The 14,943-nt window shown below is 61.6% G+C and carries 17 protein-coding genes and 1 tRNA gene; 4 read left to right on the top strand and 14 right to left on the bottom strand.

The features are described 5' to 3' along the window. Window positions 1–103: 103 nt before the first annotated feature. The 3 genes from ANTHELSMS3_RS14255 to ANTHELSMS3_RS14265 all read right to left on the bottom strand — a co-directional run bounded on the left by ANTHELSMS3_RS14255 (window position 104) and on the right by ANTHELSMS3_RS14265 (window position 3,463). A complete protein-coding gene (locus tag ANTHELSMS3_RS14255; RefSeq protein WP_094035449.1) occupies window positions 104–1,231 on the bottom strand; it encodes a carboxylate-amine ligase in 1,128 nt (375 codons plus the stop codon). 77 nt (window positions 1,232–1,308) lie between these two features. Beyond that, window positions 1,309–1,740, bottom strand: coding sequence for a hypothetical protein (locus tag ANTHELSMS3_RS14260; RefSeq protein WP_157733518.1), 432 nt, complete (start codon window positions 1,738–1,740; stop codon window positions 1,309–1,311). A gap of 223 nt (window positions 1,741–1,963) precedes the next feature. Further along, window positions 1,964–3,463 carry a CoA-acylating methylmalonate-semialdehyde dehydrogenase gene (locus ANTHELSMS3_RS14265; RefSeq protein ID WP_094035451.1) on the bottom strand — a complete coding sequence of 500 codons (1,500 nt, stop codon included), beginning with the start codon at window positions 3,461–3,463 and terminating at the stop codon, window positions 1,964–1,966. Window positions 3,464–3,565: 102 nt separating this feature from the next. Between ANTHELSMS3_RS14265 and ANTHELSMS3_RS14270 the strand changes: the two genes are divergently transcribed. From ANTHELSMS3_RS14270 to coaD, 3 genes are all read left to right on the top strand, one after another. Then, window positions 3,566–4,480, top strand: coding sequence for a LysR family transcriptional regulator (locus ANTHELSMS3_RS14270; protein WP_094037139.1), 915 nt, complete (start codon window positions 3,566–3,568; stop codon window positions 4,478–4,480). A 119-nt stretch (window positions 4,481–4,599) separates the two neighbouring features. Beyond that, a complete protein-coding gene (locus tag ANTHELSMS3_RS14275) occupies window positions 4,600–5,037 on the top strand; it encodes a CBS domain-containing protein (protein WP_094037140.1) in 438 nt (145 codons plus the stop codon). Window positions 5,038–5,125: 88 nt separating this feature from the next. Beyond that, a complete protein-coding gene (gene coaD, locus ANTHELSMS3_RS14280; protein ID WP_094035452.1) occupies window positions 5,126–5,620 on the top strand; it encodes a pantetheine-phosphate adenylyltransferase in 495 nt (164 codons plus the stop codon). 209 nt (window positions 5,621–5,829) lie between these two features. On the opposite strand, the gene ANTHELSMS3_RS25820 is transcribed toward coaD, so the two are convergent. The 5 genes from ANTHELSMS3_RS25820 to ANTHELSMS3_RS14305 all read right to left on the bottom strand — a co-directional run bounded on the left by ANTHELSMS3_RS25820 (window position 5,830) and on the right by ANTHELSMS3_RS14305 (window position 8,688). After that, entirely contained in the window at window positions 5,830–5,988 is a 159-nt protein-coding gene (locus ANTHELSMS3_RS25820) for a hypothetical protein (RefSeq protein ID WP_198319816.1), read from the bottom strand. A 204-nt stretch (window positions 5,989–6,192) separates the two neighbouring features. Then, window positions 6,193–7,194, bottom strand: coding sequence for a type I glyceraldehyde-3-phosphate dehydrogenase (gap, locus tag ANTHELSMS3_RS14290; protein ID WP_094035454.1), 1,002 nt, complete (start codon window positions 7,192–7,194; stop codon window positions 6,193–6,195). 107 nt (window positions 7,195–7,301) lie between these two features. Continuing rightward, a complete protein-coding gene (locus ANTHELSMS3_RS14295; RefSeq protein ID WP_089275813.1) occupies window positions 7,302–7,445 on the bottom strand; it encodes a glyceraldehyde-3-phosphate dehydrogenase in 144 nt (47 codons plus the stop codon). A 74-nt stretch (window positions 7,446–7,519) separates the two neighbouring features. Beyond that, window positions 7,520–7,978, bottom strand: coding sequence for a disulfide bond formation protein B (locus ANTHELSMS3_RS14300; RefSeq protein ID WP_094035455.1), 459 nt, complete (start codon window positions 7,976–7,978; stop codon window positions 7,520–7,522). A 92-nt stretch (window positions 7,979–8,070) separates the two neighbouring features. After that, on the bottom strand, window positions 8,071–8,688 hold the full coding sequence (locus tag ANTHELSMS3_RS14305) for an exopolysaccharide biosynthesis protein (RefSeq protein WP_094035456.1): 618 nt from the start codon (window positions 8,686–8,688) through the stop codon (window positions 8,071–8,073). Between the two features lie 231 nt (window positions 8,689–8,919). Here ANTHELSMS3_RS14305 and ANTHELSMS3_RS14310 point away from each other — a divergent pair. Continuing rightward, window positions 8,920–9,005 (top strand) — tRNA-Leu (locus ANTHELSMS3_RS14310). A gap of 573 nt (window positions 9,006–9,578) precedes the next feature. Here ANTHELSMS3_RS14310 and ANTHELSMS3_RS14315 read toward each other — a convergent pair. The 6 genes from ANTHELSMS3_RS14315 to ANTHELSMS3_RS14340 are packed head-to-tail and all read right to left on the bottom strand — an operon-like array spanning window position 9,579 to window position 14,758. Continuing rightward, window positions 9,579–10,394, bottom strand: a complete 816-nt coding sequence (locus tag ANTHELSMS3_RS14315; RefSeq protein WP_094035457.1) for a sugar phosphate isomerase/epimerase family protein — start codon at window positions 10,392–10,394, stop codon at window positions 9,579–9,581. Further along, window positions 10,391–11,635, bottom strand: coding sequence for an alpha-D-ribose 1-methylphosphonate 5-triphosphate diphosphatase (locus ANTHELSMS3_RS14320; protein ID WP_094035458.1), 1,245 nt, complete (start codon window positions 11,633–11,635; stop codon window positions 10,391–10,393). Before ANTHELSMS3_RS14320 ends, ANTHELSMS3_RS14315 begins: the two co-directional genes overlap by 4 nt. Further along, window positions 11,632–12,288 (bottom strand): class I SAM-dependent methyltransferase, encoded by a 657-nt coding sequence (locus ANTHELSMS3_RS14325; RefSeq protein WP_094035459.1) that lies wholly within the window; start codon window positions 12,286–12,288, stop codon window positions 11,632–11,634. Before ANTHELSMS3_RS14325 ends, ANTHELSMS3_RS14320 begins: the two co-directional genes overlap by 4 nt. Then, complete coding sequence (phnE, locus tag ANTHELSMS3_RS14330; RefSeq protein WP_094035460.1) at window positions 12,285–13,091, bottom strand: phosphonate ABC transporter, permease protein PhnE; 807 nt, start codon at window positions 13,089–13,091, stop codon at window positions 12,285–12,287. The genes ANTHELSMS3_RS14325 and phnE overlap by 4 nt, the downstream gene beginning before the upstream one ends. Next, window positions 13,084–13,896, bottom strand: coding sequence for a phosphonate ABC transporter ATP-binding protein (locus tag ANTHELSMS3_RS14335; RefSeq protein WP_254694745.1), 813 nt, complete (start codon window positions 13,894–13,896; stop codon window positions 13,084–13,086). The genes phnE and ANTHELSMS3_RS14335 overlap by 8 nt, the downstream gene beginning before the upstream one ends. After that, entirely contained in the window at window positions 13,889–14,758 is an 870-nt protein-coding gene (locus ANTHELSMS3_RS14340) for a PhnD/SsuA/transferrin family substrate-binding protein (RefSeq protein WP_094037141.1), read from the bottom strand. Before ANTHELSMS3_RS14340 ends, ANTHELSMS3_RS14335 begins: the two co-directional genes overlap by 8 nt. Window positions 14,759–14,943: the final 185 nt, after the last annotated feature.

The following is a 14,943-nucleotide window of genomic DNA, read 5'->3' on the forward strand; positions in this document are numbered from 1 at the left end:
GGGGTGGTCCCAGCGGTGGTAACGCGGGGTGTGGGCGCTGCCAAGGGGAACGCGGCGACTGGCGATAGATCGCCATTTGCGTGCGCTGAACCCGGACACAGGATCACAGATCGGCGTGATATTCGTCAATCAGGTGGTGGACGATGGCGCGCATCCGCCCCTCATGATCGGCGCCGTCCGCCTCTGCCCGGGCATAGACCGCGCGCTGACGATCGGCCGAGGTGCCGTGTTCGACGATCTCGCGCACGCGCGCGACCTCTGTCAGGCATTTCAGCGCCACGGCGTCCTCTTCGATCAGGTCTAGGAGATCTTCGGCCAGTTGGTCAAAGGGCACCACCTGCGCCGCGCCGAAATCGATCAGCCCCTCACTGACGCCGTAGCGCTGCGCGCGCCAGCGGTTTTCGCCGATCAGGAACCGGTCATACAGTCGCCAGCGTTGATTGCGGACGCGCAAACGCCAGAGCATCCGCATGATGCACTGGATCAGCGCGGCCAGCGTCAGAGCGTGTTCAAGGCGCGGTTGCACGTCCATGATGCGCGCCTCCAGCGTCGGATAGCGGGCTGAGGGGCGCAGATCCCACCAGATGCGGGTTGTGTCCTCGATCGCGCCGGTGTCGACAAGGATCTGGGTCGAGCGTTCAAAGTCCTGCCAACTGTTGAACTGAGGCGGCAGGCCGGTGCGGGGCAGGTTGTCGAAGACCGAGATGCGGTAGCTGGCCAGCCCGGTGTCGCGCCCCTGCCAGAATGGTGAAGACGCCGACAGCGCCAGAAGATGTGGTAGAAAATAGCTGGTCTGCGCCAGCAGGTCGGCGCGTAGCGGGTCGTCCTCCAGACCCACATGCACATGCATCCCGCAGATCAGCATACGCCGCACAACCCCGCCTAGATCGCGGTCCAGTTCATTGTAGCGCTGCTTGTCGGTGTGCTGTTGGTTTTTCCAGTCCGCCAGCGGATGGCAGGAGGCGGCGATGGGCGACAGGCCGTGTTGTTCCGCATGACGGGAAACCGCGCCGCGCAGGCGGCGCAGATCGTCACGCGCCTCGGCGACACCGGCGCAGGGGCGGGTGCCGATTTCGATCTGGCATTGCAGGAACTCGGGGCTGACCTGCCCCTCCAGTTCTGCGGCGCAGGCCGCCATCAGGCCATCTGGCGCCTCGACCAGTGCGCAGGAGTCGCGATCGACGAGCAGGTATTCCTCTTCGATGCCGATGCTGAAGGGTGGTTCTGCCATGTGGTCCCCCGCTTTTGGCCAAGAAAAGCAGAGGCGTTCGTGAAAGGAAAGACACTCCTTGTCGCGGTTCGGTGGTTTCAGCCGGCGGGGTGGGACAATGCGGCGTATAGTGCATCAAAGCTGAGTTCGTCCTGTCCCGCGTTTGCAAGGGCCTCGGTCTCGTCGCGCAGGATGTCAAACCTAAGATATGAGAGCGGCTCAACCACTTGTTGCATGACCCGTGCCATGCCAAACGCCACGTCCTGCGGGGCGTAGATGACGTTATGCGCTTCTTGGCGGAAATTACAGAACAAGGCCCGAGAGCGGTGCGCGCCGCCGACTATGCCAATAAAACTTGCGACCACGTCATCGACATGACGCGCATCGGTCAGCATCACCAGACCGGGATCAAACAAAGGGTGTTCAACAAAGCTGCGCAAGCCGTCTATCGCGTCGGGCACGGTGATCACGCCGTGCATTTCAAAAAGGGCCAACCTGCGGGCCGGATGGACGGAGACGTCTACCGGCATGTTTGTTGTCGTGATGCGCATCGGGTTACGGGATCCGCCACGCCGAACGCGCGCCCAATGCAGGGCGCGCGTGTGTTTGCCCGGCAAATCGGGCCACTGGCGTTTGCAATCAGGCAGGGTATGGGAATTGCCCTTTTCGTCTGGCGGCACCGGCAAACGGTGCCGCTCTTCGCTGCACCGGGATGGCCGGGGGTGCCGTAATGACACCCCCGGTCCGCCGAGGTTAGTCCATCGCCTTGAAGTTGAACTCTCCGCCTTCTTTGATACCCGAGAACCAGCGCGCCGTCACGGTCTTGGTCTTGGTGTAAAAGCGGAAAGCGTCGGGGCCGTACTGGTTGAGATCGCCAAAGGCCGATTTCTTCCAGCCGCCAAAGGTGTGGTACGACAGCGGCACCGGGATCGGGAAGTTGATGCCGACCATGCCGACGTTGACCCGATGGGCAAAGTCCCGCGCGGTGTCGCCATCGGCGGTGTAGATCGCCGTGCCGTTGCCATAGGGGTTGTCGATCACAAGGTTCAGCGCGTCCTCATAGGTGTCCGCGCGGACTGTGGACAGGACCGGGCCAAAGATTTCCTCTTTGTAGATGTCCATGTCCGGGGTCACGTTGTCGAACAGCGAGGGGCCGACGAAAAAGCCGTTCTCATAGCCCTGCATTTCGAACCCGCGACCGTCGATGACCAGCTTGGCACCTTGATTGACGCCGCTGTCGACCAGCCCCTCGATGCGTGTCTTGGCGGCGGCGGTGATTACCGGGCCATAGTCCACGTCCTCGCCCGAGGTATAGGGGCCGACCTTGAGCTTTTCGACCCGCGGGATCAGGCGTTCGATCAGCCCGTCGGCGGTTTCCTTGCCCACCGGTACGGCGACAGAGATCGCCATGCAGCGTTCGCCAGCCGCACCGTAGCCAGCCCCGACCAGCGCATCGGCGGCCTTGTCCAGATCGGCATCGGGCATGATGATCATGTGGTTCTTGGCACCGCCAAAGCACTGGGCGCGTTTGCCGTTGTTGGCGGCGCGGCCATAGATGTACTGCGCGATGGGTGTCGAGCCGACAAAACCCACGGCGGCGACGTCCTCATTGTCGAGGATGGCATCGACCACGGATTTGTCACCGTTCACAACCTGCAAGACACCATCGGGCAGACCGGCCTCTTGCAGCAATTCGGCAAGGCGCAGCGCGGTCGAGGGCACACGCTCGGACGGTTTGAGGATCATGGCGTTGCCGCAGGACAGCGCCGGGGCCATTTTCCACAGCGGGATCATGGCGGGGAAGTTGAACGGCGTGATGCCCGCAACCACACCCAGCGGCTGGCGCATGGAATACAGGTCGATGCCGGGGCCGCCGTCATCGGTGAACTCACCCTTCAGCAGGCTGGGCGCGCCCATGCAGACCTCAACCACCTCAAGACCGCGCTGCACGTCGCCCTTGGCGTCGGGCAGGGTCTTGCCGTGTTCGCGGCTGACCAGTTCAGCCAGTTCGTCCATGTGTTCGTTGATGAGGGCACCGAACTTCATCATCACGCGGGCGCGGCGCTGCGGGTTGGTGTTGCCCCATGCCACTTGCGCCTCTTTCGCCTTGGCGACGGCATCGTTCAGTTCATCCACAGAGGACAGCGGTGTCTTGGCCTGAACCTCGCCGGTGGCGGGGTTGAAGACGTCCGAATACCGGCCTGAGCCGCTTTTGACGTGCTGGCCGTTGATCCAGTTGGTGAGTTCGGTCATGGAATTCTCCTGCTATGCTTGGCGCAGATCCTACTCTTGCAAAAATGCTGTGAACAGACAGAATGCAGCAAAGGCGTTTTGCGTTTTTGCAAAGGTGGTGTCGTGGACAACTGGGATGACCTGCGGATTTTCCTTGCCGTGGCGCGGGACGAAAGCCTGTCGGCGGCGGGGCGGCGGCTGCGGATGGATGCGGCAACGGTTGGGCGGCGGGTGGCGCGGCTGGAGGAAAGCCTTGGCGCGCCGCTGTTTGCCAAGTCACCGCAGGGTTACGCGCTGACAGAGGCGGGTTCACGTCTTGTGCGGTTTGCCGAAGAAGCGGAGCAGGCGGCCAGTCAGGCGTCGGAGGCGCTGGTGGGCCGGGCGGAGGGCCTGTCAGGGCAGTTCCGGATCGGCGCACCGGATGGTTGCGCGAATTTCCTGCTTCCACAGGTCTGCGCGCGTATTGCCGACGACAACCCGGATCTGGATGTTCAGATCGTGGCGCTGCCGCGTGTGGTCAACCTCAGCCGACGGGAGGCGGATATGGCGATTGCCGTCTCACCGCCCTCTGCCGGGCGGCTGGTTGTGCAGAAAGTGACCGACTACCGGCTGCATCTTGCAGCAAGTGACGAATATCTTGCTGCACATGCCCCCATCACCACGCTCGACGATCTGAAAGGCCACCGGGCGATTGGCTATATTCCGGACATGATCTTTGACAAAGAACTGGACTACCTTGGCGAACTGGGGGTGGAGCGGGTGCCCTTGGCGTCCAACTCTGTTGCGGTGCAGTTTCACTGGCTGCAGCAGGGGGCGGGGCTGGGGATCGTGCATGACTTTGCCATGCCCACGGCCCCCGGTCTGCGCTATGTCTTGCGCGAGGCCATCTCTCTGACCCGCAGCTTTTTCCTTGTGCGCCACGCCGACGACCGGCGGCTGGAACGCCAGACCCGTTTCGCCGAGGCGTTGGTGGCAGGAATGCGCGAAGAATTGACCCGGCTGGAGCTGCTGGCAGAGCGGGCCGGGGCCCCTGATTGAGCACGGCAGGCGTGGGCGCGGTTGTCCGATCAAAGGGTCTTGGGACTTTCAACCACTTGACAGGTTGTATCGACCCGCGCCACGCTGCTGTTATGGCCATGTTGCAGGGAGGTCACGCGATGCAGGTTCACCAGATCCTCAAGAGTAAGGGCACCGACGGGGTATATACCGTCACGCCGGGAACCACGGTTTCAGAAGCCGCGAGAATCCTCACAGAGAAACGCATCGGGACGGTTGTTGTCTCTGAAGACGGTGAGGTTGCCTTGGGCATCCTGTCGGAACGCGACATCGTGCGCGAACTGGCGGCCAAGGGCGCGGCCTGTCTTGATGCGTCGGTGGACACATACATGACGTCGGACCCCTTTACCTGCGCGCGCGAGGATTCCGCCGACGGCATCCTTGCCAGAATGACCGAAGGCCGGTTCCGCCACATGCCCGTGGTCGAAGATGGCAAGATGGTCGGGTTGGTGACGCTGGGGGACGTGGTCAAGGCGCGCCTGACAGAACTGTCCGCCGAAAAGGACGCGCTGGAAGGCATGATTTCAAACCCCTGGTAACCGGATTTGCCGCAACGCGGCGGATCTTGGTTGCATTTCGCGGCGCAATATTGTTGCGTCTCAAAGGCAAACCAGAAGGGAAGCTGCGATGCGCGTCGGTCTTTACCCCGGAACTTTTGACCCCCTGACGCTGGGGCATACCGACATTATCCGCCGAGGCGCGTCCCTTGTGGATCGGCTGGTGATTGGCGTGGCCATCAACCGCGACAAGGGGCCATTGTTCCGTCTCGAAGAGCGTGTGGCCATGATCGAGGCCGAGTGCTGCGAATTGTCAGAGCAGACGGGCACGGAAATTGTCGTCCATCCGTTCGAAAACCTGCTGATCGATTGCGCCAATGACGTTGGCGCGCAGATCATCATTCGCGGCCTGCGCGCCGTGGCGGATTTCGAGTATGAATACCAGATGGTTGGCATGAACCGCGCGCTGGATGACAGCGTCGAGACGGTGTTCCTGATGGCAGAGGCGCGGCATCAGGCCATTGCCTCCAAGCTGGTCAAGGAAATCGCGCGGTTGGGCGGGGACGTGTCGAAATTCGTCTCTCCGGCCGTGAATACCGCGCTGAAACAACGTCTGAAAACCTGATCCGAACGGTCATTGTGTCGGCTTTCGGTCCTGTCCACGGCGCGGTCAGGTCTTGCAGATGAATTGCAGCGCCACGTTTGCCGCAGGGTAGGTGCCACGGGTGACGTGGTGGCGGGTCTGGATGTATTCGGTGATCAGCCAGCGGTACAGAGCGAGGCGCCGCCCTGATTTTTCAGGAGCAGCGCCTTGTCGCGAGTCGCGCAGCGGTCTCAGCCGTAGACAGCCTGACGCGCGATGCGACGGATTTCTGTCGGGGCAATGTCAAGATCGCGGGCGACTGCTGCGTCGAGCGATTCCAGTTCGCGGACAGTGGCGCGGAATTTGGCGTGCTTGTTCATGCGGTCGCGGATGTCGGTGAAGAGTGTCATGTCATAGGTTCCTGTTTGCGTTTGTGTTATCGCAAACATAGACATGCTGCAGTGCAGCACAATTGCCGGAAACAGATAGTCGCCTTGCGTTTTTTGCAGGTCTTCCCTTAGGGAAAGTTAACGGGTGTGTTGGTGCGACCGCGTCCCATCCATGCAAAAAGGCCGCCCGAAGGCGGCCTTTGACAGTCACCGCGCAGAGCGATGTCAGATCAGTTTACCCATTGCGACTGCGGTGTCGCCCATGCGGTTGGAAAAGCCCCATTCATTGTCATACCATGTCAGGATGCGGCACATCGTGCCCTCCATCACCTTGGTCTGGTCGGTGTGAAAGATCGACGAATGCGGGTCATGGTTGAAGTCGACCGAGACTAGCTTTTTATCGGTATAGCCCAGCACGCCCTTGAGCGGGCCATCGGCGGCGGCGCGGATCACGGCGTTGATTTCTTCGACCGTCGTGTCACGGGCCGCCTCAAACGTCAGGTCCACGACCGAGACGTTCGGCGTGGGCACGCGGATCGCAACGCCGTCCAGTTTGCCGTTCAGTTCCGGCAGCACCAGACCGACAGCCTTGGCCGCGCCGGTAGAGGTGGGGATCATCGACAGGGCTGCGGCGCGGGCGCGATACAGATCCTTGTGCATGGTGTCCAGCGTCGGCTGGTCGCCGGTATAGCTGTGGATCGTGGTCATGAAGCCTTTGACGATGCCGATTTCGTCGTTGAGCACCTTAACCACCGGGGCCAGACAGTTGGTGGTGCACGATGCGTTGGAGACGATCAGATCCTCTGCAGTCAGCACGCTGTCGTTGACACCGTAAACAATGGTCTTGTCCGCGTCCTTGCCGGGGGCAGAGATCAGAACACGGCTGGCGCCGTTGTCCAGATGCGCCTGACACGCCTCTTTCGAGGTGAAGATGCCGGTACATTCCAGCACCACGTCCACGTCCGACCACGGCAGGTCGGCGGGGTTGCGGATGGCGGTCACGCGGATCGGGCCACGGCCCACGTCGATGCTGTCGTCGCCATGCGTCACCTCGACCGGAAACCGCCCATGCACGCTATCGTATTGCAGCAGGTGGGCATTGGTTTCGACCGGGCCTAGATCGTTGATGGCGATCACTTCGATGTCGGTGCGGCCGGACTCGATTATGGCGCGCAGGACATTGCGTCCGATGCGGCCGAAGCCATTGATGGCGACTTTGACGGTCATTGGGAGGGTCCCTTTTGTGTCGTGGGGCGGATACGGGTAAAATAGGCTTCGTTACCGCTAACAATCATCCGCGCACGAAAAAGTCAAGCCGGACGACTGGCGTCAGACTAGCGCCAAAAGGCCAGCCAGTCGATCAGGACAAAGACTTTGCGCCCAAGGAACAGCAGGTTCGCGCCATCGGTCAGGGACATGTCCGCGACCACCGCGCCGACAAGAATAAGCCCAAGGATGATGGCAAGCCGGTTGGTCATGGGGCGCGGGCCTTTGTTGCAGATGGGTGCGCCCAGTCATGCCAGAGCGCGCAAGCCATGTCACGCCGGGCGCTTTAGCGCGCCTTGGCTGCCAGCACAAACAATCCCGCAATCGCGGCTGAGGCGAAGACGTTGTAATTGGCCATCGACAGGCCGAACAGCTCCCACGGGATCTGGTCGCATGGCACCATTGGCGCGTTCATGATCGCGTCCAGTGCCTCTTGCGGGGTCAGCGTCTCGATCGACGGCGCGGTGCAGCTTTGCAGTCCGTCCCACCACTTGCGTTCCACGCCGCTGTGAAAGATCCCGACCAGGGAACTGGACAGCGCCGAAAGTGCGCCCAGACCCAGCAGGATGCGCGACGGGATCACCAGCGCGACGGCACCAAACCCCAATGCGGCGAAATGGCCGTAGCGTTGCCAGTAACACATTTGGCAGGGCAGCAATCCGCGAAAATACTGAAAGTACAGCGCGCCCAGCAAGAGCCCGGCGGAACCGGCCAGCGCAAGAAGGGTGTAGGTGCGGCGGGTCATGGTATCCTCATGATGACTTGGCCACTTGGCATGTGGCGCAGGACGGCGCGCGGTTCAAGTCATCGCGGCCCTTGGGGGCATATTCGGTGGGCTCAGAGGCCGAGCCATGTCTTGATCAGGCTGGCCAGCGTTGCACCGGCAAAAATGAGCGTGGCGATCCAGGTCGTCCCCAGAACCGCGCCAACGAGAACCAGTATGCCATCGCGCTGCAACAGCCCCATGGCCACAACCACAACCGCAAAGCCGGGCACCGTGTTCGTCCCGGGCAGCGGCACCATGATCGAGGCGCTGAACACCACAAGGCCCAGCCCGACAAGCCGGTCGATGGGGCGGCGTGTCAGCGCGCCCAGTCTGGGGCGGCTGACGGCCTCGATTCGGCGCAGCCAGGGTCCAGCGCGGCGGGACAGACTGGCCAACCCAGACGTCGAGACCGTGCGCGCGCCCAGTTTGCGCGGCAGCCATGGCATCCGTCGGCCCAGCAGGATTTGCACGGACACGAACATCAACGGCAATGAGACGATTTGCGGAATTCCGTAAAGAAATGGAATGCAGCAGGGCAGGGCGAGGATCAGCAGAAAGAGACCAAAGGCCCGCTCATGCAACTGCGACAGGATCCAGTCGAGCGACACAGAGTCGCCGGGTGCCTCCGCGACCAGACTGTCGAGGCGGTCCGATATGGCCAGAGTGCTTGCGGCAGAAGAGGTCGTCATGACAGGGTTTCCTGACCTTGTGACGCGCAAGGCCGCGTCCGTGATTTGCCCCCGGTTAGCAAATCGGGTGCGGGGGCGCCAGCGATTGACCGTCGCACCCGTGACGCAGGTTGAGACATTGCGCATGAGTTAGGCACCTCATTGTGCGGATGCCGCGATGGCGGGTTTTGTCATTTGTGTTGCAAATCGCCCTTGTCCAGACAAATGCAGGCCGCTAAAGACGTGGTCCGTGCCCAAGTGGCGGAACGGTAGACGCAGGGGATTCAAAATCCCCCGCCCTAACGGGTGTGTGGGTTCGAATCCCACCTTGGGCACCATGAAACTTTGGTAAGTTTCTGTATGCGTAGGGAAATTTCTGCTGATCGCGGTGGCATTCCCCTTTCATCCATCTTTCGCCCTCTGGTGCTTGGCACGTTCAGGGCGGTCGGAATGCAGAGCAAGGTCAACGAATCCGGGTCTCGAAAGAAGCGAGCGTTGATTGGTTGGCGCGATGCATTTCCTGATGGCTCCATCTCGCGAACTCGCCGCCCGGCTTGCACTTGGTGCCTAGTGCCAGTGCCGCCGGCCTATTTCCCAGCAATATGCGTCCGGGCTGCAATCAACCTGCGTTCGGGTGTCAGGAGGCTGGGTGTAGCGGAGCAGTCAGTCAGCCACGCACCGTTGCGCTAAGCAAAAGACGGGAAAGGTTCCGTCTGAGAATAGCTTGCCCTCTGCTTCACCCAGATTGCATTCCCGCCTTTCCCACTCATGAGATACGCTATGCCTTAGATTTTCGCTCCGAAACTTTGAAGGAAAAGCTGAGCGCAGTCCTTGGCATTGCCGACACCGCCGTCGCGACGAAATGGGACCGCCTATCTTGAGAAGGCAACCGGTACGCAATGCCAAGGTTGTCAGCAGGCCAACCCAAGCGCTTGAAGATGGCCAAAGCCCTGCGGGATCTTCTCCGGGTCTTGCAGTTCCAGAACCAGATGGGGGGTCGCATTGCAGTCGGACAAGGCCGCAAACACAGCTGCCCATTCGATTTCGCCCTCGCCGGGGGGCCAGTGGCGATCTGCAAAGCCGTCCAGATCTTGCAGATGCACATGTGCCAAACGGTCACCCGCGTCCCGGACAAAATAGTCCACCGGCGGAGCGCCAGTCATGCGTCGCGCAAGCTGGGCGTGTCCGGTGTCGATAGACAGGGCAATGGCGTCCGAGCCAAAGCTTTCGACCATTTTTCGCCGCGTGGCCGGGTCCACGTCATGGATGTTCTCGATCACCAGTGTGATACCGTGGGTCTCGGCAGAACGGACCACCGGGGCCATGATTTCGTGGATGCGCGTCAGCTTCTTTTCCGCATAGTGCGGCGACGCCAGCAGGTTGTTCTGATACCACAGCGTATAAGGCGAATGCAGAACCATCTGCCGTGCGCCGATGCGGTCTGCGGCCTCCAGCGCCTTGAGGAACCGTTTGGTGATAAGCGGGCGCAACTCGGCATCCTTGTTGTCGATGTCCAGACCCTCGAACGGGCCATGAATGCCACGCCGACCGCTATGCCCGTCCAGTGCCTTGACTGCGGCTGCGATCCGCTCCTCAAACTCGGAGGTCAACGCCGCATGGGACATAAAGTCCTGAATCTCGACGTCGCGCTCTGCGTCGAATAGCCAGTCGCGATGCGGGGCGATTTCGGACGCTTGCAAGCAGGCGCCGATCCTTAGCGGAGTCATGCGAACACCTCGTCTTTCTTGTCGATACGCATATGGCCCGCCGACTGTCCGCGATAGGCCATGCGCCCGGAGATCCATGTTCCAGTGATCGCGGGGGTCTGGCCGTCGGGCCACTCTACCAGCACCAGATCGGCGCGTTTTCCGACCTCGATCTGACCGCGATCGCGCAGTCCCATGGCCCGCGCGGGACCGGCAGAGACCAGCGACCATAATAGTAGCCGGTCTGCGCGTCTTTCGACGTCCAATTGCGCTACGGCCGCCAGCATCGCGGGGTAGAAATAGTCGGATGCCAGCGCGTCGCACAATCCCGCCTCGACCATGTCGCCTGCTCCGAGCGAGCCGATGTGACTGCCCCCTCGGGCCGCATTCGGCGCCCCAAAGATGATGGCATCGCCGGCGTTTCGTGCAGCCTGCGCCGCCTCTAACACCATGGGGAATTCGGCGACCGTGGCGCCGATGTTGCGGAACCACGCCCGTGTTTCGGGGGTGGTGTCGTCATGGCTTAGCATCGGCGCACCGGCATCCCGCGCCATCCGTGCGACGGTCGTGATGGTGGTGGGAACATCGCCACGGCGGTCCCAGACTTGGGCCAAGAGGGCGATATAGTCTTCCACGGACAGGCCTGCGCGACTCGCCTTTGAGGCGGTGCGCTTTTTCATGCGTTCATCGTCCAGCGCTGCGATCGAGAAATCTGGTGACAGTTCAAAGCCGCGGCCCTGTATCGGCACATCATAGGCACGCATCGTCATCGACGTGTGATCGTTAAAGGCGAGCGATGGCAGCAGCGGTGCCCGCAGCGCCTCTTCAATCACCTCGATCGCTTCGAAGGCAAATGTCTCCCACCGCAGTTGTACCCGGTTTTCAACTGTCAGACGAGGCGCAAGAGCGGTCAAAGCGCGGATCAGATCACGGCCACGGGTCACGTCCCGCAACCCCGGCTCCCACCCTAAGGTGATGGCGTGATAGGCGGTTGCGATACCGTTGGCCGCCAGTTGGCGGTCGGTGTCGATCAATGCGGCGTCCTGCGGGAAATAGACCCCCGGGCGCGGCATCAACTGGCGTTCGAACGCATCGCCATGCACGTCAATCAGTGCAGGCGCGAGGATCATGCCGCTGGCGTCGATCCGGGTGCCCTGAACCGGCCCGCCGATCTCTGCAATCTTGCCGTCCGCGATGGTCACGTTGGTCTTGGCGATCTCTGACGGCAGATAGACCGTCGCGCCATGGAATGTCTGGATCATGGGCGTGCTCCCAGTCGTTCAAGAATCAGATGCCAGTGCCACGAGCCCGGCTTTTCATGCTCTCGGTCTTCGAGCCGCAAACATTCGAACCCCGAGAACAGCGCCAGCAGTTCAGCGGCAGAGCAAAAGTAGTGCGGGTGGATCTTGTCGGTGCCGGGGGCGTCAAAGACCCAGGCATTGCGGCCAATCTCGCGACCTGTGTATTTCGCCTGCTCGTGCGGCAGACGGCGTATTGACAGCATCGTGCCCAGATAGGTTCCGCCGGGTTTTAGGACACGCCGGATTTCCGCGATGGTGCGCAGCAGGATGTCTTCGTCACCGTGGTAGATCACGTTCCATGAAAGCACATGGTCAAAGGCGCTGTCCTCAAAGGGTAAGGCGTCCATGCGGGCCAGCACAGTCTCGACCCCGCCCGCATTGTCTATCGCGGACAGCCCTTCGGGCGCGGCGTCCAGCGCCACCACGTCAAACCCCTGCGAGGCCAGCCAGAGCGCGTGCCGACCGACACCCGCGCCAAGGTCAAGAATGCGCGCGCCGGGTGTCAGTCCGCTGGCCCATGCCAACACATCCGCTTCGGGTGTCAGCCACTTGCTGTCTGCCGCGATCCCCGACCATTCGGCGTTCCAGTGGGCGTCGGCGGTATCTGTCTTCATCGCTGTTCTCCGATGATTTTCGACCGGGCATAACCCGATAGTTGCTCGATCCCGATCACCACCACGGCGATCATCAGGATCACCGTCACGGCTGTCGGATAGTCAAAGAGGTCGAACCCGACCTTGAGTTCGATACCAATGCCGCCCGCGCCCACAAGTCCAAGGATGGTCGACGACCGGACGGCCTTTTCCAAGGCGAAAAGCCCGGTCGAGACAAAGGCCGGCATGGCCCCGGGGATGGTGGCGCAGGCCACCACGTCGATCTTGCGGGCCCCTGTCGCAGTCAGGCTTTCCGCCGCGCCTTTGTCGGCGGCCTCCATGTCGTCGGCAAAGAAGCGGCCGCAAAAGCCCACGGTATCCACCACAATGGCAAGCATCCCGGCAAATGGGCCAAGCCCCACAGCGACGACAAAGACCAATGCCCAAGCGATGTCCGGCACGGCCCGGATAAAACTGAGGACAACGCGCACGAGTTGGTTGACCCAATTGCCGGCAATCAACCCGCGCGCCGCCAAGAGCGCCACGGGCAGTGACAGGATCACCCCCAGAACCGCACCGCCCACGGCGATCTGCATCGTCTCGACCATTTTCCACCCCAACCGGGCCAGCACGTCCGGCGACAGGTTCGGAGGAAAGGCACGTGACAAGAAATCGGCAAAGCGCGGCGGCGCGGTGATCACCTTTTCGACGGAAAACCCGGCGCCTGCGAGACACCACAGGATCAGGACAACCCCGGCGGCGTAGCCAAGAAAGCTGATCGCCGAGGGGCGTTCGAAACGGGACGGAACGGCAGAGTCAGTCATATAGCCCCCTGAGGTCATCGGCATTCAGGCTGGCGGCGGTGGCATCAAGCTTCATCCGCCCCTGAGCCAGTCCCAGCACCCGGTCGCCATAACGCAGCGCGTGGTCGATATTATGCGAGGTAAAGACAACTGTGACGCCGTCCTGCCGCGCGAGATCAAAGAACAACTCCATGACGTCCTCACCCGCAGAAGGATCCAGTGACGCGCAGGGTTCATCGGCAAACAGCACCTCGGGCGCAGAAACGATGGCGCGGGCGATTGCCACGCGCTGGGACTGACCACCGGACAGGCGTTCGGCCCGGCGCATCGCGAACTCTGTCAGTCCGACCTTTTCCAGCGCCCGCATCGCCTGCTGGCGTGAGGCCTGTGGCGCAAAACCGTGACACCAGTGTCGAACTCCCGGCTGTTGGCCCAGCAGACCGTGCAGCACGTTGGACAGCACCGACAGGCGCGGCACCAGATTGTGTTTCTGCGACACCAACCCCACGCGCGCCCGCAAGGCGCGCAGATCGGCGGGTCTGGCAGAGGTCGCCTCTTGGTCCAACAAGCGCACTGTACCCGCTGTCACCGGGATCAACCCCATCAGGCAGCGCAGTAGCGTGGATTTTCCGGCCCCGTTCGCGCCTACCAGCGCCGTGGCCTCACCTCGTGCCAGACGAAAGGAGATGTCGGAGAATACCGGTGTGTCGCCAAACTGTTTGGACACGGCCCGGACCTCGATGTCGACGGCAGGAACCGGGGCGCGCTGCTGCGCCCCGGCCTGTTCGACCCTTGTGGGCCGCTTTATCAGGGCAAGATCACTCACCGAGGAACGTGTCGAATTGCGGGTAGCCCGCGTTGGAATACATCGAACGCACATAAGCATAGGCGTCGTCGTTGATGGCAACGAGATCCATGCCGACGTATTTGTCGTTTTCTTCATGCACGGTGATGCCCGCGATGATCTGTTCCTTGTTCTCAAGGATTGCATCACGCACTGCTTCGGCAGCTTCGACCGGGACATGCGCGCCTACCATGATCATGTCGTTGGGCAGGTCGCCCGAGCGCGCGATCATTTTGAAGAACCCATAGGGCAGGTCGGTCTCGTTGTTGCGGACGTTCAGCCACGATCCCGCGTTCGACCCGATGGCATCCACATCGCCATTTTTCAGCGCCTCATGCGCGATATTGCGCGATGTGTGGGTTTTCTCGATGTCGTTCACCGGATCGACGCCGTGATCGGCCAGCACCTGCATCGGGCAAAGCATGTTCGAGGTCGAGCCGATGTCGCCAAAGGCCACTTTCTTGCCTACCAGATCCGCCGGCACGTTAATGCCACTGTCGGCGCGCACGATGATCGCGCAGTGGTAGTCCGGACGGCCAAGACCAATCAGTGGTGTGGCTTGGGTCAGCTTGTTTATGACGATATATTCGGCCGGGCCGGATACCACGAAATCGACCGTTTTGCCGCGCAGCGCTTCGGCGGCGGCGGTGCGGGAGTTGACCGGGTAGAACTCAAAGGTATCGCCGGTCGCGGTTTCCAACGCCGCCTTGAAGGGGCCCCACTCCGTCTGCAGGCGCTCCATGCCTTCGACGTCAGTGACAGCGAGTTTCCAAGTTTCGGCAGCAGCGCCGAACGCGGTCAGGGTGGCGATGCCGAACCCTAGAACAACAGATTTGATTTTCATGTCAGCCTCCGATGAAAATTCATCCGGATGAATCAACATTTTTGTAATATGGTCGCGACGGACACATGAAGACTTTGTGAAACCTGATGTGATCCGCCTGCCGCGCTCTGGCGAGGTTGAGGTGGGTCTGAAATTGTCATGCGGACGCAACGCCATGTTCACCGACTTGTCATAATGGCGCTGTA

The sequence above is a fragment of the Antarctobacter heliothermus genome (genome assembly GCF_002237555.1).
In the GTDB taxonomy this organism is placed as follows: domain Bacteria; phylum Pseudomonadota; class Alphaproteobacteria; order Rhodobacterales; family Rhodobacteraceae; genus Antarctobacter; species Antarctobacter heliothermus_B.

What these genes read in the sequence shown, in the direction of transcription:
- ANTHELSMS3_RS14255 (WP_094035449.1), bottom strand. Translation starts at nt 1,231, where the DNA reads ATGGCAGAACCACCCTTCAGCATCGGCATCGAAGAGGAATACCTGCTC.
- ANTHELSMS3_RS14260 (WP_157733518.1), bottom strand. Translation starts at nt 1,740, where the DNA reads ATGCCGGTAGACGTCTCCGTCCATCCGGCCCGCAGGTTGGCCCTTTTT.
- ANTHELSMS3_RS14265 (WP_094035451.1), bottom strand. Translation starts at nt 3,463, where the DNA reads ATGACCGAACTCACCAACTGGATCAACGGCCAGCACGTCAAAAGCGGC.
- ANTHELSMS3_RS14275 (WP_094037140.1), top strand. Translation starts at nt 4,600, where the DNA reads ATGCAGGTTCACCAGATCCTCAAGAGTAAGGGCACCGACGGGGTATAT.
- coaD (WP_094035452.1), top strand. Translation starts at nt 5,126, where the DNA reads ATGCGCGTCGGTCTTTACCCCGGAACTTTTGACCCCCTGACGCTGGGG.
- ANTHELSMS3_RS25820 (WP_198319816.1), bottom strand. Translation starts at nt 5,988, where the DNA reads ATGACACTCTTCACCGACATCCGCGACCGCATGAACAAGCACGCCAAA.
- gap (WP_094035454.1), bottom strand. Translation starts at nt 7,194, where the DNA reads ATGACCGTCAAAGTCGCCATCAATGGCTTCGGCCGCATCGGACGCAAT.
- ANTHELSMS3_RS14295 (WP_089275813.1), bottom strand. Translation starts at nt 7,445, where the DNA reads ATGACCAACCGGCTTGCCATCATCCTTGGGCTTATTCTTGTCGGCGCG.
- ANTHELSMS3_RS14300 (WP_094035455.1), bottom strand. Translation starts at nt 7,978, where the DNA reads ATGACCCGCCGCACCTACACCCTTCTTGCGCTGGCCGGTTCCGCCGGG.
- ANTHELSMS3_RS14305 (WP_094035456.1), bottom strand. Translation starts at nt 8,688, where the DNA reads ATGACGACCTCTTCTGCCGCAAGCACTCTGGCCATATCGGACCGCCTC.
- ANTHELSMS3_RS14315 (WP_094035457.1), bottom strand. Translation starts at nt 10,394, where the DNA reads ATGACTCCGCTAAGGATCGGCGCCTGCTTGCAAGCGTCCGAAATCGCC.
- ANTHELSMS3_RS14320 (WP_094035458.1), bottom strand. Translation starts at nt 11,635, where the DNA reads ATGATCCAGACATTCCATGGCGCGACGGTCTATCTGCCGTCAGAGATC.
- ANTHELSMS3_RS14325 (WP_094035459.1), bottom strand. Translation starts at nt 12,288, where the DNA reads ATGAAGACAGATACCGCCGACGCCCACTGGAACGCCGAATGGTCGGGG.
- phnE (WP_094035460.1), bottom strand. Translation starts at nt 13,091, where the DNA reads ATGACTGACTCTGCCGTTCCGTCCCGTTTCGAACGCCCCTCGGCGATC.
- ANTHELSMS3_RS14340 (WP_094037141.1), bottom strand. Translation starts at nt 14,758, where the DNA reads ATGAAAATCAAATCTGTTGTTCTAGGGTTCGGCATCGCCACCCTGACC.